At 67.6% G+C, this 14,450-nt stretch carries 14 protein-coding genes; 7 read left to right on the top strand and 7 right to left on the bottom strand.

Translation table 11 applies throughout. The features are described 5' to 3' along the window. Positions 1–78 precede the first annotated feature (78 nt). From GBA63_RS16810 to GBA63_RS16800, 3 genes are read left to right on the top strand one after another with little or no spacing between them, the layout of a single operon-like run. The gene (locus GBA63_RS16810; protein ID WP_166177924.1) at positions 79–963 is read left to right on the top strand and encodes a Ppx/GppA phosphatase family protein; all 885 of its coding nucleotides are present in this window, start codon (positions 79–81) and stop codon (positions 961–963) included. Next, positions 960–3,035, top strand: coding sequence for a polyphosphate kinase 1 (gene ppk1, locus GBA63_RS16805; protein WP_166177923.1), 2,076 nt, complete (start codon positions 960–962; stop codon positions 3,033–3,035). Before GBA63_RS16810 ends, ppk1 begins: the two co-directional genes overlap by 4 nt. Positions 3,036–3,062: 27 nt before the next feature. After that, on the top strand, positions 3,063–3,548 hold the full coding sequence (locus tag GBA63_RS16800; RefSeq protein WP_166177922.1) for a TspO/MBR family protein: 486 nt from the start codon (positions 3,063–3,065) through the stop codon (positions 3,546–3,548). A 57-nt stretch (positions 3,549–3,605) separates the two neighbouring features. On the opposite strand, the gene GBA63_RS16795 is transcribed toward GBA63_RS16800, so the two are convergent. The 3 genes from GBA63_RS16795 to GBA63_RS16785 all read right to left on the bottom strand — a co-directional run bounded on the left by GBA63_RS16795 (position 3,606) and on the right by GBA63_RS16785 (position 6,083). Beyond that, positions 3,606–4,652 carry an alcohol dehydrogenase family protein gene (locus tag GBA63_RS16795; protein WP_166177921.1) on the bottom strand — a complete coding sequence of 349 codons (1,047 nt, stop codon included), beginning with the start codon at positions 4,650–4,652 and terminating at the stop codon, positions 3,606–3,608. Then, positions 4,649–4,978 carry a cysteine hydrolase family protein gene (locus tag GBA63_RS23345; RefSeq protein ID WP_207956863.1) on the bottom strand — a complete coding sequence of 110 codons (330 nt, stop codon included), beginning with the start codon at positions 4,976–4,978 and terminating at the stop codon, positions 4,649–4,651. The genes GBA63_RS16795 and GBA63_RS23345 overlap by 4 nt, the downstream gene beginning before the upstream one ends. Positions 4,979–5,363: 385 nt before the next feature. Next, the gene (locus GBA63_RS16785; protein ID WP_207956862.1) at positions 5,364–6,083 is read right to left on the bottom strand and encodes an MgtC/SapB family protein; all 720 of its coding nucleotides are present in this window, start codon (positions 6,081–6,083) and stop codon (positions 5,364–5,366) included. Positions 6,084–6,268: 185 nt separating this feature from the next. Between GBA63_RS16785 and GBA63_RS16780 the strand changes: the two genes are divergently transcribed. Both GBA63_RS16780 and GBA63_RS16775 read left to right on the top strand, forming a co-directional pair. Further along, complete coding sequence (locus GBA63_RS16780; protein ID WP_166177920.1) at positions 6,269–8,038, top strand: CYTH and CHAD domain-containing protein; 1,770 nt, start codon at positions 6,269–6,271, stop codon at positions 8,036–8,038. Positions 8,039–8,044: 6 nt separating this feature from the next. Beyond that, on the top strand, positions 8,045–8,557 hold the full coding sequence (locus tag GBA63_RS16775; RefSeq protein WP_166177919.1) for a SixA phosphatase family protein: 513 nt from the start codon (positions 8,045–8,047) through the stop codon (positions 8,555–8,557). Between the two features lie 158 nt (positions 8,558–8,715). On the opposite strand, the gene GBA63_RS16770 is transcribed toward GBA63_RS16775, so the two are convergent. Continuing rightward, entirely contained in the window at positions 8,716–9,504 is a 789-nt protein-coding gene (locus GBA63_RS16770; protein WP_166177918.1) for a sortase, read from the bottom strand. 283 nt (positions 9,505–9,787) lie between these two features. Continuing rightward, positions 9,788–10,900, bottom strand: a complete 1,113-nt coding sequence (locus tag GBA63_RS16765) for a baeRF10 domain-containing protein (protein WP_166177917.1) — start codon at positions 10,898–10,900, stop codon at positions 9,788–9,790. A 178-nt stretch (positions 10,901–11,078) separates the two neighbouring features. Here GBA63_RS16765 and GBA63_RS16760 point away from each other — a divergent pair, with 178 nt between their 5' ends. Together GBA63_RS16760 and GBA63_RS16755 are read left to right on the top strand one after the other, a co-directional pair. Further along, on the top strand, positions 11,079–11,399 hold the full coding sequence (locus GBA63_RS16760) for a hypothetical protein (protein WP_166177916.1): 321 nt from the start codon (positions 11,079–11,081) through the stop codon (positions 11,397–11,399). A gap of 157 nt (positions 11,400–11,556) precedes the next feature. Next, positions 11,557–12,033 (top strand): hypothetical protein, encoded by a 477-nt coding sequence (locus tag GBA63_RS16755; RefSeq protein WP_166177915.1) that lies wholly within the window; start codon positions 11,557–11,559, stop codon positions 12,031–12,033. A gap of 122 nt (positions 12,034–12,155) precedes the next feature. Here the strand turns inward: GBA63_RS16755 and GBA63_RS16750 are convergent, their stop codons facing one another. Beyond that, entirely contained in the window at positions 12,156–12,536 is a 381-nt protein-coding gene (locus GBA63_RS16750) for an ArsR/SmtB family transcription factor (protein WP_228282146.1), read from the bottom strand. Between the two features lie 83 nt (positions 12,537–12,619). Continuing rightward, the gene (locus tag GBA63_RS16745) at positions 12,620–14,428 is read right to left on the bottom strand and encodes a TPM domain-containing protein (RefSeq protein WP_166177914.1); all 1,809 of its coding nucleotides are present in this window, start codon (positions 14,426–14,428) and stop codon (positions 12,620–12,622) included. Positions 14,429–14,450 lie beyond the last annotated feature (22 nt).

The following is a 14,450-nucleotide window of genomic DNA, read 5'->3' as shown; positions in this document are numbered from 1 at the left end:
GCGAATATATCACCCCGGATCGGGGAACGGTATCATGGTCGGTATGAGCATTCACGCCGCGCGATTGGGGGCAATGATTTGAGTCGGTATTCGGTCGTAGACGTGGGATCGAACACGATACACCTCCTGGTCGGGGAGGTGGACGGCGGAGAGGTTTTGCCCGTCACGGGGGAGAAGTTCTCCGCCAGGCTGGGTGCCGGCGTGGAGAAGACGGGTCGTCTGGAGCAGGAGAGGCTCCTGCTCGCTGCCGAGGCCATAAACTTCTTCGCCCGGATCGCCGCCCTGAACGGCGCGCCGTCGCCCGAGGTGCTCGCGACCAGCGCGGTCCGCGACGCCGAGAACGGCCCGGAGCTGGTCGAAAGGGTGCGGGAGACGACGGGGTTGAAGATGCGCCTCATCTCGGGCAAGAAGGAGGCCGAACTCGGTTTCCGGGGCGCCCTCTCGGCGCTCGGGGGGCGCCGGGAGGGGAAGGTGCTCGTCGTCGACCTCGGGGGCGGGTCCGCGCAGTTGATCTTCGGCGAGGCGTCGGGCGTGGTGGAGGAGCGCGTCTCCCTGCCCCTCGGCACCAACCGCACCACGGAGCGCTTCGTGCGGACGAACCCTCCGACGGACGGGGAACTCGGGGCGCTCGGGGAACACGTGGCCGGGCTGCTGCCCGCGTGGGACATCGGGGATGCGCCCGTGGTGGCGGTCGGCGGGTCGGCGCGGGCGATGGTCAAGATCACGCAGGACGACCTCACCGCCGGGCGCCTGTGGCGGCTGTCGGAGGAGATCAGGAAGTGGCCTTCCGGGGTGCTCGCCAGGGAGCACGGGCTCACGCCGGAGCGGGCGCGGGTCTTGCCGGCGGCGATCACGACGCTCGCCACGGTGCTCGAAGTATTCGGTAAGGAGGAGTTGACCGTGGCGCGGGGGGGCATCAGGGAGGGCACGCTTCTCGCGCTGGCAGAGGGGGGACAGGTATGACGGACGTCGCGCACAGGCCCAGCCTCTCGGACCCGTCGCTCTACATCAACCGCGAGTTGTCGTGGCTCGGCTTCAACGACAGGGTGCTCGAGCAGGCCAGGGACGGGCGTCACCCGCTTCTGGAGAGGGTAAGGTTCGTCTCGATCTCCGAGACCAACCTGGACGAGTTCTTCATGATCCGGGTAGCAGGGCTCCAGCAGCAGGTAGCCTCGGAACTACCGAACCCCGTCCCCGACGGCATGACGCCCGAAGAGCAGATATCCCGCATAAAGGAGAGCACCGAGGAGTTCTTCGAGGAGCGGCGCAGCATCCTGAACAAGGAGATCATCCCCGCCCTGGAGAGTGAGGGCATAAAGATAGTCCCCCACAAGAAGATCCGCGCCGCCGAGAAGCGGCAGCTGCGGGAGAGGTTCGTCCGGGACATCCTGCCGATCCTGACGCCGCTGGCGATAGACCCGGCCCACCCTTTCCCCCACATCTCCAACCTATCCCTGAACCTGCTCGTCGTAATAGAGGACGAGGGCCGGAGGGTGATGGCGCGGGTAAAGATGCCGACGACCATAGACCGCTTCGTGCGGCTGCAGGACGGGGAGCCCGAGCCCGGCACGCGCCCCGAGATACGCTTCGTGCGGGTCGAGGAGGTCATCGCGGCCAACCTGGACGAGCTCTTCCCCGGCAAGGAGGTCACGGCGAGCTACGTCTTCCAGGTGACGCGCAACGCGGACTTCGTCATAGAGGAGGACGAAGCTTCGGACCTCCTCCAGGCTATAGAGGACGAGCTCGAGGGCCGCTGGTTCGGCCAGGGGGTGAGGCTCGTGGTCTCCGACGAGATGCCCGACGACCTCGTGGAGTGGCTCGCCGGCAACCTCAACCTCGACGAGAACTCGGTCTTTGCGGCCCCCCACCCGATAGGGCTCGCGGACCTCCAGGAGCTCACGCACCTGGATCGCCCGGACCTCCTCTACCCGCCCATCGCGCCGCGGGTGCCGCCGGAGATCCGGAACGCCCGGTCCATCACCCAGGCGACCCGCAACGGGGACATCCTGCTCTACCATCCGTACGACTCGTTCTCACCGGTCGTCGACTTCGTCCGGGCCGCGGCCAACGACCCCGAGGTGCTCGCCATAAAGCAGACCCTCTACAGGGTAGGGTCGAACTCGCCCATAGTAGAAGCGCTCTCCGAGGCCCGCGACGAGCAGACCCAGGTGGCCGTGCTCGTGGAGCTAAAGGCACGCTTCGACGAGGAGCCGAACATAACCTGGGCGCGGCAGTTGGAAGCCCGGGGGGTCCACGTCGCCTACGGCATAGTGGGCCTCAAGACGCACGCCAAGATCTGCCTGGTCGTCCGCCGCGAGGGCCACGGCCTGAGGCGTTACCTCCACCTCGGCACGGGCAACTACAACCCCGGCACTTCCCGCGTGTACACGGACTTCTCCTACTTCACGGACGACCAGAAGCTGGCGGAAGACGGCTCGGACCTCTTCAACTACCTGACCGGCTACTCCGAGCACGAGGAGTACCAGGAGTTGCTCGTCGCCCCGGTAACCTTGCGCGACCGCATCATGCGAGGGATAGAGGAGCAGACCGAGAAGGCCAAGAACGGCGAGCCGGCCCGGATCACGTGCAAGACTAACTCGCTGACGGACCCCAGGATAATAGCTTTGCTCTACGAGGCCTCGCAGGCAGGGGTGAGGATCGACCTGATCGTGCGCAGCATCTGCTGCCTGAGGCCCGGCGTGGAGGGCGTCAGCGAGAACATCCGGGTCGTCTCTCTCGTCGGGCGCTTTTTGGAGCACGCCCGCATCTTCGCCTTCGGCGACGGGGATGACGAGAGGATCTACCTCGGCAGCGCCGACCTGATGCAGCGCAACCTCGACCGGCGCGTCGAGACGGCCTTCCCCCTGCGCGAGAAACGCCACCGCGAGAAGGTCCGGCGCCTCCTGGACCTCCAACTCGCCGACACCGCCAACGGCTGGAACCTCAAGACCGACGGCGTCTTCGAGCGCCGCCACCCCGCGGAAGGAGAAGAGCCGCTGGACAGCCAGGCCCTACTCCTCACGGAGGGCTTTTAGGGAGAGAGTGGTGGGGCGGTCGAGAGGATGACGCCGGACTGGGCGCCCCTCGGGGTCGCCGTCGGGCTCTGTGCGGCGGTCGCGGTACTCGAAGGGTTCCTGACGGGGGACGGGCCGAAGACCTGGTATCCGCGTTTGAGGAAGCCCCGGTGGCAGATCCCGCTGTGGGCCTCCATCCTGGTCGGCCTCATCGTCTACGTGATCGACGGGTTCGTGGCCTACCGGGTGCTGACGGCGGTCCCCTCCGCGGGGGACAGGGCGGTAGCGTTGACGGCGCTCGTCGTCGTCATGTTGCTGAACGCCCTGTGGAACTACGCCTTCTTCGAGTACCGGAGCACCCTCGTCGGGTACTTGGGGATAATCGGGTTCCTTGGGCCGCTCCTCGTGCTCCAGATTGCGCTTTTCGTCTACGAGCCGGTCGCGGCGTGGGTCCACCTGGCCTACACGATCTACGTGCTGGCATACGACGTTCCGCTTTTCTACGCGATCCGGCGCCTCAACCCCGGGCCCTGATCCCCACCCTCACCCGGCATCCGGGTTGCCACTAATGCCGTTCGGCAGATTTTCGTTTCAGCGCGGCACAACCACTAGCTTGCCGAAGAAGCTCTTCCGTCCGAAGTCTTCCTGGGCCCGCCCGAGGTCGCGGAGCGGGTAGACGCCGGCCAGTAGCGGCCTCACCCGGCCGTCGGTCACGTGCCGCACGACGTCGGCGAAGTCCTCGCGCGTGCCCATGGTCGAGCCGATGATCTCCAGGTGGTTGAGGTAGACGGTCCTCAGGTCGAGGCCCACGGAAGGGCCGGCGATGGCTCCGGCTACCACGTAGCGGCCCTCGGGCCTCAAGGCGTTGAGTAAACCCGCAAAGGAGTCTCCCCCCACCACGTCGGCCACCGCGTCGATCGGGCGGCCGCCCGAGGCTTCCGACGCGGCGGCGGGCAGGTCGGGGGTGCCGCGTGCGAGCACCGCGTCGGCGCCGATCTCGCGGACGCGCTCCTCCTTGCCCGGGCCCGCCACGGCGACGACGTACGCGCCGCGCGCCTTCGCGAGCTGCACCAGCGCCGAGCCGACGCCGCCGGAGGCTCCGGTCACGAGGACGGTCTCGCCGCTCTTGAGCCTCGCCCGCTTGAGCATCCGCTGGGCGGTGACGTAGGCCGTTGGGAACGTGGCGAGCTCCTCGTCGCCCAAGGCGCTGCCGACGGGGTGGGCGTTCCCCGCGGGGACCGCGACGTACTCGGCGAAGCCGCCGTCCCGCTCGCTGCCGATAAACCCGGCGCCGATAAGGCCGTTCCCCTCCCCGGCGTACAAGGTCGGATCGACCAGGACGCGTTCGCCGACCCGTGTTCCCGCGACCCCGTCGCCGACCGCGACGATCCGGCCCGCCACGTCCATGCCCTGTATCCGCGGGAAACCCATCGCCTCCCCGCGCCGCCAGCCGCCCGTCGCCTCGGGGTCGTCCGCCGCCCCGTATGCGCCCTCCCTGGTCCAGAGGTCCGTGTTGTTTACGCCGGCGGCGCCGACCTCGATGAGGACCTCGCCGGCGGCGGGTTCGGGCGCGGGGACGTCCTCCCGGTACTCGAGCTTCTCGGGACCCCCGTGGCCGGTGAGCAGGACCGCCTTCACCGGCGGGCCCCGTTTCCCGCCTCCGGCTCGGAGGGCAACGGGCCAGACGAAACCGCCTCGGCGAACGCCCCGTGCAGGCTCGCCAGCGAGACCTCGTGCGCCTCCCCGGCAAGGAACGCCCTACCGTCCGGTCCCTCGCGGTCGAAGGTGGCGCGGGCGTCGGAGACGGCGGCGAAGCTTGTGTTGGCGGCCATCCTGGCGGTTGCCGAGACGCGGTGGCCGGTCGTCACGCCGCAGATCTCGAGCGCCCCTGTCATCCTTGCGGCCCGCAGGCGCCCTTCGAGGGCGGTACCGACGAAGCAGCCGTTCACCCGCTTCTCTACCACGGGCTCCCCGGGCCGAGGGACGATCCGGGCCCCGCAGAGAGGTGCCTCGCGTGGAAGATCGGCAGGCAGGCCCCCCGCCGTGCGGCGAGCACTTCAGCCGCCGGGTTGTTCCGCGGGCTCCAGCCGGGGTCGTAGAATCTCCTTTGCGCGTCGACGACCAGCAAAGCTGTCCCGGGGTCCATCATTCTCCCATTGAAGCACAGACCGTCGCGGCTCCGGTGGCGCTGCTCGCCGGATACCGCGACGGGCAGGTGGAGTAGGCGCGGGTCGAGGGGCCGCAATACCTTGACGCGAAGCCCTACGGGAAGGACGCGCGTCGCGGGGCCGCCGCGGCTGTGACGTGGGCCGCAACCTCGATCCTTGAGCGTCGGACGGGAGCCGGGACTCATTCGACCTCCTGCAATCCCGTGATCTCCGCGCGCTTTACGCTCGGGAGGGCGGAGACCTCGGCCAGCATCTCGTGCATGCTCCGGCCCGGGGGGACGCGTAATTGGAGCTCGTAGCTTGCCCTGCCATCCTCTATCTCCGCGTCCGTGCTGCGGATCCTGACGTCGTTGCTTTCTAGGATGTTCGTCACGCCGGAAATCTCGGCGCCCGCGTCGGTGAAGTGGACGTTCAGGACGGCGAAGGCGGTGCGGAAGCGCGAGACCACGTAGACCCTGACCCCGCGCAGCAGGTACAGGGCCACGAGTACCACGGCCGTCGTGGCCGCCGCGCCGAAGTAGTAGCCCGCGCCAGAGGCCAGGCCGATGGCGGCGGCCGTCCAGAGGCTCGCCGCGGTGGTGAGGCCCCGCACGTCGATACCCTGGCGGATGATCGCGCCGGCCCCGAGAAATCCGACGCCGGTGACGACCTGGGCGGCTATCCTGGTCGGGTCGAACTGTACGCCCCGACCGCCGCTCTCCAGCGCCGCCCCCGTGAAATCGGGGAAACCGTAGGCCGAGACGAGCGTGAAGAGCGCGGCCCCGAGGCCGAGAAGGATGTGCGTCCTGAACCCCGCGGACTGGTCTCGCGTCTCGCGCTCCAGCCCGATCAACCCGCACAGCACCGCCGTCGCGAGCAGCCGGACCACTATCTCCGCGTACGAGATCGTCAGGTTTTCCACGCACCACCCCGGCAAGGACCGCCCGCGCTACTTCGGCGCGGGATCTCGACCGAAATATAAGGGCCGGCAGCGCCGCTTTCAAACCCGGATACACCACGGGTTGTGCATGTGGTGAGCGCGATTGCTATATGTCGTGCATGTTAGAATGCTCGCCGGCAGGGGCGACCGGAAGAAAGCGAGGACGAGTGGCGCAGCAGAGGAGCAGGCGGAGATCGGCCGGGACCACCAAGTCGGGAGGACGGTCTTCCAGAGGGAGGTCTCCGGTCGACCATCACGAGGTGGAGTGGCAGTTCGACGCGGTGGAGCTCGAACCCGTCGAGGCCTGGCTGCGGCAGCACTCGTCCGGGTCCGGCCTCGTGGTCGAGCCCGAGTCGGAGGAGAAGATCACCGACGCCTACTACGACGCGGAGGACTGGCGTTTCTACCGGGCCGGGTACGCCCTGCGCGTCCGCAAGGTGGGGAGCAACGCCGAGGCTACCATGAAGTCCCTCTCGCCCGCGGAGGGCAACGTCAGAAAGCGGCGCGAGATCACGGAGCCCCTTGGCGACGATAAGCCCGCCACTCTGGGCAAGGCCCCCGGTCCTGTCGGGGAGCGCATCCGCTCCCTTCTCGGAGGCCAGGACACGCGGCTGATGTTCGAGGTCCGCACCAGCCGCCAGAAGTTCGCGCTCCTGCTGGAGGACGATACGGGCGAGCCGGAGAACGGCTCGTCGGCAAACCGGGTCCGCATCGGCGAGGTCGTGCTCGACTCTTCCGAAATTCCGATCGGCGAGGGCCGGGAGTCGGCCCGAATCTGCCGCGTCGAGGTCGAGGCCGGTGCCGGGACCGCCCCGACGCCCGACCTGCGGGGCTTCGTCGACGAGATGCAGTATGCCCTGGAACTGAAGCCCGCCTCGATCTCCAAGTTCGAGACCGGCCTCTACGCCACGGGCCTCAGCCCGCGCTCCGAGACCGAGGCGGGGCCCACGGAGATAGAACCGACCATGACTTTGGGCGAGGTCGCGTTCGCCGTGCTGCGGAGGCAGTTCGCCAAGATGCGGTCCCACGAGCCCGGCACCAGGATCGGCGAAGACCCGGAAGCGCTCCACGACATGCGCGTGGCGACGCGCCGGATGCGGGCCGCCATGAAGGTGTTCGAGGGGGCGCTGCCCGAGAGGGCGAAGTGGTTCCGCGAGGAGCTCCGCTGGGTGGCGGGCTCTTTGGGCGACGTCAGGGACTTGGACGTCCAGATCGGCCGCCTGGAGGCCTGGAAGAACGAGGCCGACGAGGAGAGCTCCGAGTTCCTCGGCAAGATCCTCGACGTCATGAAGAAGCGGCGGACCGAGGCCCGCGCGCTCATGCTCGAAGTGCTCGACTCGGCGCGCTACGAGCGCCTGGAGGCGTCCTTCGGCGAGATGCTGCGTCGTGGCCCGGGCGCGGAGCGGGAGCTCGCGCAGGGCAACGGCCACAGCCCCGAGGGCGAGCCCGTCACATCGGCGGCGCCGGCCCTGATCTCCGCCCGCTACCGCAAGTGGAGCAAGGCCGCCGGGCGTCTGGAAGAGTCGTCACCTACCGAGAGCTTCCACGACCTTCGCAAGAAAGGCAAGCGGCTCCGCTACGCGCTTGAGTTCGTCTCCGAGGTATACGGCAAGGGGACGGAAGACCTGATCGAACCCCTAAAGACGCTGCAGGACGACCTCGGCGATCACCAGGACGCCGTCGTCGCCGCCGGCACCCTGCGAGAACTCGGCACCACGACGAACGGTCCCCGCGTCCCGCGGGGCGCGGCCTTCACGATGGGCGTCTACTCCGAGCGCTACCTCAGGGAAGCCGCCAGGATACGCTCCGAAGTGCTCCGGTCGAAGCCGTTTCGCGCCCTCGCCAGGGGCAAGACCTGGAAGGACTTCGAGAAGGTCATGAAGGACGCCAGGAAGAGCCCGCAGAAGGCGAAGGGCTCGAAAAAGACCGTCCGCTAGCCTCGCGTGGATGTCTACCTGGTACGCCACGCATCCGCCCACGGGCGCGACCCGGAGCGCTGGCCCGACGATTCGCTCCGTCCCCTGACACCCGAGGGAGAGGAAGCCTTTCGGCACTCTCTCCCAGGTCTCGTCCAACTCGCGCCCCGGGTCGACGCGCTCCTCAGCAGCCCCTTCGAGCGGGCGTGGCGGACGGCCGAGGTCCTGGCCGAGCTGGAAGGCTGGCCCGCGCCGAAGGCCTGGGCTTCGCTCGAACCGACGTTGCCGCCGGATAGGGCCGCGCGGGTCCTCGAAGCTTACGAAGCGGCTGGGACCGTTGCGTTGGTCGGGCACCGGCCCGGCCTGCACGAGCTCGCCTCGTACTTGCTCACCGGCGAGGCGAACGGCGCCGAGATCACCATAAAGAAAGGCGGCGTAGTGTGCGTCCGCTTCGACGGCGCGCTGTCACCAGGCACCGGTCAACTACGCTGGCTCGCCACCCCGAAGATGCTGCGCGCGATGGCAGAAGCGATTCGCTGAAAGCGAATCGCTTCTGCCATCAGCTATCAGCCCGCTTGGGCCTTCGGCCTCCGCTTTCAGCCGTCAGCTGGGCAGATTCGATACGCCGGAAGACCCGAAACGGAAGCGGCCAGCCCCCCAGCAGAAAAAGCTGAAGGCTGACCGCTGAAAGCTAACAGCTACGCCACCTTGTCAGCGCGGACCACGTAGCGGACGTACCAGTTGGGTCCGGGGGTCCAGTAATCGCCGTAGTTTTCGATGCACGTCTGAAGGCTCACGACGTCCCTGCCGGCGACGGGGGCGGTAACCGAGAGGTCCGTGATCGGTACTTCCAGGATCTCGCTTACCGCGTAGGTGTAGGTCTTGCCGTTGGCGTCGGTAAGGTAGACCTCGTCGCCTTCGACGAGCGAGGGAAGGTCCCAGAAAACGTAGTCGCTGGCGGTGCCGGGATAGCCGATGCGGTGCCCGGCGACGTAGGTGTTGGAGCCCGGGATCCAGGGGTACCCGGTCCCCGAAAGGTGGCCGGTCCCGGCCGAGAGCGAAGCCTCGCCCGTACCCTCGTAGACGGGGACGGAGAGGCCTATCGCCGGGACTTCGAGCGTCATGGTGGTGTCGGCGGGCGCCGAAGCGGCCGCCGAAGCGGAGGCCTCGGCGGACGCCTCCGTCGGCGTAGGCTCTTTCTCCGCGGCCTTCGCCTGCTCCTTGTTGTTCAGCTCCTCGTCCGGCTCGTCTTTCTTCGACTCTTCTTCTTTGGGTTCCTCTTTCTTGGCTTGCTCCTTCTCGGGTTCCTGGGCGGCTTTTGGAGGGTCTTTCTTCGCGCCGGTGGGCTCCTTGGCCCGCTCCGTCTTGTCGGCGCCCGCCCCCGCCAGCAGGTCCGTACCCCCAAGGGCCGTGAACCCGACCGCCAGGATCGCCACGATGCCGAGCAACAACACCCCGGCCCCGATCCAGCCGAACCTTCCCCTCATCGCTCCTCCTTGCTTCTTCCCCGTGCGGGAACCAAGAATAGTGTTTTTACGACCCTGATGTCACCGCCGAGACACGGCAGATGACACAATAAAGCTAACACCCCAACCCATATTTCGCAATACTCTTAACAAAAACGAAACATGCGGGAGAGTGAAGCTGTCAGCCATCAGCAGTCAGCTCTCAGCAAGAGCAGAAAAGCTGATAGCTGACAGCGCAGGCGGAGCCGGAGCGGGCTGATCGCTGACCGCGCGGAATGCAGGGGCGATGCCCCCGCATTCCGCTCTAAAAGCGGGTGAGGCCCGCTATGCCGCCGAACTCGTCGCGCAAAGTGTCGGTGTTCTCGTTCTCGCCGCGCATGAAGTCCAGGCGGGCGCCGCGGGCAGCCGCGAGCTCGACAAGAACGTCGGTGAGAGGCCGCACGCGGGTCGGCTCGCCGGAGTAGGGGCTCTTCTCCCGCGTAACGTCCATTATGGCGAGGCCGTCCGCGTCAGACCAGCGCACCTCGCCGTCGAGGTCCCACAGGACCGCGAGGTGGTAGACGCGGTTCTCTTCCTGGAGGGCTTTTATGGTCTCCCCGGGACCGCGCACGCCGGATTCCCGGATCTCCGCCAGAAGCTCGCCCGCGCGCTCGTGCTCGGCCCGCTCCCGGATCTCCTCCAGGCGGTCCAGGATCTCTCCTTCCGAAGCGCTCAGGTCCAAATGTTCCTCGGCGACGACGCGGTCCTTGACCTCGTTGGGCAGCAGGTTGCGGAACTCAGCGGTCCTCTCTTTCGGGCCGGCCAGGATCAGGCGCTTCACCCCCTCGCGGAGGGTAAGGTCCCGCGTCAGCTCGCCGAGCTGGTTGTAGAACTTGTGGACGTTCGCCTCCGTCCGGCGGCTGGTCGGCTCCTGGTCCATCCCGCCCCTGGGGTACGGCTCGCTGGGATCCACGTCCAACTCCCTGAAACCGTTGCCCTTGACCTGCTCGCCGCCTTCGGCGTCCGCCAGCGGCGAGACGACGAAGTACCTGAACCGCTCCGCGTCCAGTACGACCGCCCCGTAGGCCTCGTACTCGTCGAGCACGAGGGTTAGCGGCGCCACGTACGGGTCGCCCCAGCGGCTCGACTCCGGCAGGTCCACCTGCAGCCGGTAGACCTCGAAGAGCCCGCCCTCGTCCGCGAAGACGGCGAGCGTCCTGGCCCCGGGATGGGTCTCCCCTTCAAGGCTCTCGCGGACCCGATCCTGCAGACTTTCAGGGACGCCCTCGTCGTTCATGGCGTCCCTGAGGCGCACCAGGTAGGCCCGCTCCTGGTTCTCCGGGATGGCGGCGTTCACGCTCACGTAAGCCGAAAGCATGGGCCCGTCGCGGCCCGCCATCGAATCTATCGCCTGCCTCAAATCTCGCGCCTGCGCCATGTGAGATACCCCTGATCCGTATTAGTGCGTGTGACGAAACCCCAAGGTTCCCGCGGTCCTCTTTCGGTAAACACCTACCCCTCCCACCCGTGTTAGCCTTTTCGCAAGCTACCGAGGAGATCCCCTGTCCCATCCCCCGTACCGGCTCCCCGAAGCCCTGGCCCGTCACGCCCCGAAAGTGGGTTTCACCCCAGACGAACTGCGGGAAGCCTGCCGCAAGGCGGGAGAAGGGCTGGGCTCCGAAGACGCGCGCGAAGCCGGCTTCAGGTCGGCGGCGGAGATGGTCGAGCTGTGGCGCGGGCTCGACCTGCCGGCCTGGATCTCACCCTACGCCCTCCGCGATGCCAGACTCGGATACCTGAACGGCTACGACGAATCCCTGACCTCCGGCGAACTCCCCCACAACCGCGTCGCCCTCGCCGCCCAGGCCCGCTGGGGCGAGCGCTGGAAACGGAAGCTCAAAACCGCCCGCCAGAGGACCGAAACCAACCCCGAATAGCCCCGCACCCCCGCAAATACCCCCGCACCTCTTGACAACCGTCCCACGCAAGCGCTAGACTTACGTTGTAAATTTACAACGTAAGTCTAGCGGAAAGGAGGTCGGACTTCCGAGGAGGAGGGTCGTGGGGGATGCGTTAGCCGTTTGAGGAGGTCGTATGTCGCCGTTGAAGCCGTTGTACGCGCTGGCCATAGCGTTGCTGGTGGTTGCTTTCGTGGGGTTTGGGATCTCGGCGTTCTACCAGGAGCCGCGGTACCCGGCTTACCCTTCCGGGATGGAGCAGGGGCCCGGTCAGGAGCGCACGCCGGAGGAGCAGCGGAAGATGGAAGAGTTTCGGGCCGACGAGAAGGCTTATCGGGAAGATTTCTCGAACTACAACCTGGTTGTCGCCTCCATCTCGATCGGAGTGGCGGTGCTGTTGCTGGTGACGGGGCTAGTCTGGATCAGCGGTATGCCCGTGATCGGCGAAGGGGCGACCCTCGGGGCGGTCTTCACGCTGTTCTACGGTTTGATCCGGGCGTTCATGACAGAAGACGAGCAGATCCGGTTCGGCGCGGTGGCCGTGGGGCTGGTGATCCTGCTGGCGCTCGTCTACTGGAAGTTCTCGCGCCCTCCGAGGACGAGTAATGCATGAGAGGTTCCGAAGAAAGTATGGGGCGATCCGCAGAACTCTCTCAGCCATCGGCTTTCAGCAAAAGCAAAGGGCTGATGGCTGAGAGCGGAGGCGAAGCCGCAGCGGGCTGAGAGCTGACAGCCCTAAAAATCCTTCTTTATGGTGTCGCAGGCTTCCAGGCACTCGCGGTTGTCGCGGAGTAGTTCTTCGCCGAGGCCGAGGATCGTCAGGATGCGTTCGTCGGAGACGGAGTAGTAGGCGTTGCGGCCCTCGCGCCTGACCTGCACGTACCCGCACCCCGAGAGGCAGCGGAGGTGGTCGGAGACGCGGGGTTGCGGGGCTTCGAGCTCTTCTACGAGTTCCCCTACTTTCATCTCGCCCCGCTGCACGAGGAGCAGCAAGATGGAGAGCCGGGTCGAGTTGGAGAAGCCGTTGAAGAGACGGGCCAGCAGGCACATCTCCTCGCTCTCACGCCCGACCGCGATGCTCGATAGGGGCTCGTATCCGACGACGTTCTCCCGCAATGCCAGCTCCTTTCACGTCTTGCAGATTCGTCCCCCTCCTGCCAAGTGTACACGCTTTCACATTGGGTTAGCGGAACAAGGGCCTAGAAATCCCCGCCTCCAAAATCTCCTCCTCCGAAGTCGCCACCGCCGAAGTCTCCTCCGCCCCAGTCGTCGCCGAAGCCGTCGCCGGAGTACATCGAGGGGTCTCCCATGTACATGTAGTCGTTATCCAGAGCTTCGAAGAGCAGGAGCGCGGTGAGCCAATCCCCCCCGAAGAAGCCGTAGCGGGCGTTGCCCAGCTGGTACTCGTAGTCCCTGAGCCTCTGGCGCTGGTAAGGGTCCATGAGGTGCTCGTTTGCCTTGGCCTGCGCCAGGCGGGCTTCGAGCTCGTTCAGCTTCTCCTCGCCCTCGCGCTTTTTGCGGTCGGCCGCGGCCACGGCCGCCTTGAGCCGGCCCGGCGTGTCCATGACGTTCCGGGCGAGGCCCGTGGCCTCCCGGAGCAGGGAACGGGCCTCGGCGAAGCGGCCGGCGGAGGCCGCGCGGTCCGCGCGGTCCATGCAGCCCTCGGCGTGGAGCAGGCCCGACGAGAGTTCATCCGGGCTCGGAACATCCTCGAGCGCGGCCGGGCCGAACCCGTCCAGCGCCCTCTGGTGGGATCGCTCGTAGGCCTTGAGCGTCTCCCCGGCCCGGACGAGCGCGCCCTCCGCGGCGTGGCGTTCGTCGGGGAGGGCCTCGCGGGCGGCGGCCTCTTCGCGCAGGGCCCTCCTGCGGTCGCGGGCCCGCCGCGTTAGCGCCTCCACCGCGGCCAAGTTCTCGCGAGGGTCGAACTCCTCCCGGCGGGCGGCCCGGTCGGCGGCCTCCCGCGCCAGACGGTCGAATTCCGGGTTGAGGTCGAGACGTTCGGCGGCCACGCCTTCGGAGCGGGCGGCCTGCTCGGCCGCTTCGGCGGCCCGTATCTCCTCCTTCGCCGCGCGGAGCTTGCCGTCCAGGGCCTCGTCGGCGGCCCTGTAGTCGTCCATGGTCTTCTCGGCCTCGGCGAGGTCTTGCAGGGCGCCTTCCAGGAGGACGCGGCCGTTCTCCATCTTGCGGCTGGCCGCGGCGGGGTTCGAGGTCAGGATGGGGGCGGCGTCGTTGAACTCCCTGGCGAAGCCGGCGGTCCTGGCGTCAGAGATCTTCTGCTCCACCCAAGCTTCCGTCCGCTGGTCGAGCAGCGGACGCTGCGCCTCCAGGTAGCCCGAGACGAGCCTCTCCTTCCCGTCGAACTCGTCCAGCCGCGTGGTGAGCCCGGCGAACTCCTCCTCCGCGGCCCGGCGCTCCTCTTCGGCGCGCCGCCTGTTGGCGCGCCGGTTCCTGAAAAGCAGGAACGCCCCTACCGCCGCCACGAGGAAGAGGAGCAGACCGCCGCCCGGCAGGCCGCCGGCCGCGGCGGAACCGTCCCCCGCGGCCACGGGCTCGCCCCGTATCTCCCCGGCGCCGGCGACGAGGCCCGCCGCGAAATCCCCATCCCGGAAGTCCGGGATCATGGCCTCGTAGACCTCCTGCTCGGAGACCCCGTCCAGGTTCCCCGATTGGACCCATCCGTCGTCCGGGGCGACGAAAACGACTCCCGCGTCCTGCGGGAGGTTCTCGTCACGGGCCTCCTGGGTCAGGAGTTCCCGTTGGGCCGCGCCGTCGTTCGCGGCCACGCCCGTCTCCGGCGCCAGGAAGGCGTAGAGCGGCTGCCCGGACTCTTCCCCGGCGGCGTCGAAGGCCTGCTGAACCTGCCGTTCCTCGGCGTCGCTGAGCTCGCCCGCGTCGTCGAAGATCGTGTCCGCGTTCTGGGCCGCGGCGAGGGCGGGAAACGCCAGGAATGCGAGAACCGCCGCGAGGGAGCAGAGGTACGTCGCCGTTCTTGGTAGCGCCTGGATCAAGCCAGGCGGATTATACCCGGGC

Source organism: Rubrobacter tropicus, from assembly GCF_011492945.1.
GTDB classification, from domain to species: Bacteria; Actinomycetota; Rubrobacteria; order Rubrobacterales; family Rubrobacteraceae; genus Rubrobacter_D; species Rubrobacter_D tropicus.
This window is presented reverse-complemented; position numbering and strand designations above follow the sequence as displayed.

Excerpts from the sequence above, each read along its gene's own strand:
- GBA63_RS16765 (WP_166177917.1), bottom strand. The coding sequence starts at position 10,900 with ATGGCGCAGGCGCGAGATTTGAGGCAGGCGATAGATTCGATGGCGGGC.
- ppk1 (WP_166177923.1), top strand. The coding sequence starts at position 960 with ATGACGGACGTCGCGCACAGGCCCAGCCTCTCGGACCCGTCGCTCTAC.
- GBA63_RS16755 (WP_166177915.1), top strand. The coding sequence starts at position 11,557 with ATGTCGCCGTTGAAGCCGTTGTACGCGCTGGCCATAGCGTTGCTGGTG.
- GBA63_RS16770 (WP_166177918.1), bottom strand. The coding sequence starts at position 9,504 with ATGAGGGGAAGGTTCGGCTGGATCGGGGCCGGGGTGTTGTTGCTCGGC.
- GBA63_RS16800 (WP_166177922.1), top strand. The coding sequence starts at position 3,063 with ATGACGCCGGACTGGGCGCCCCTCGGGGTCGCCGTCGGGCTCTGTGCG.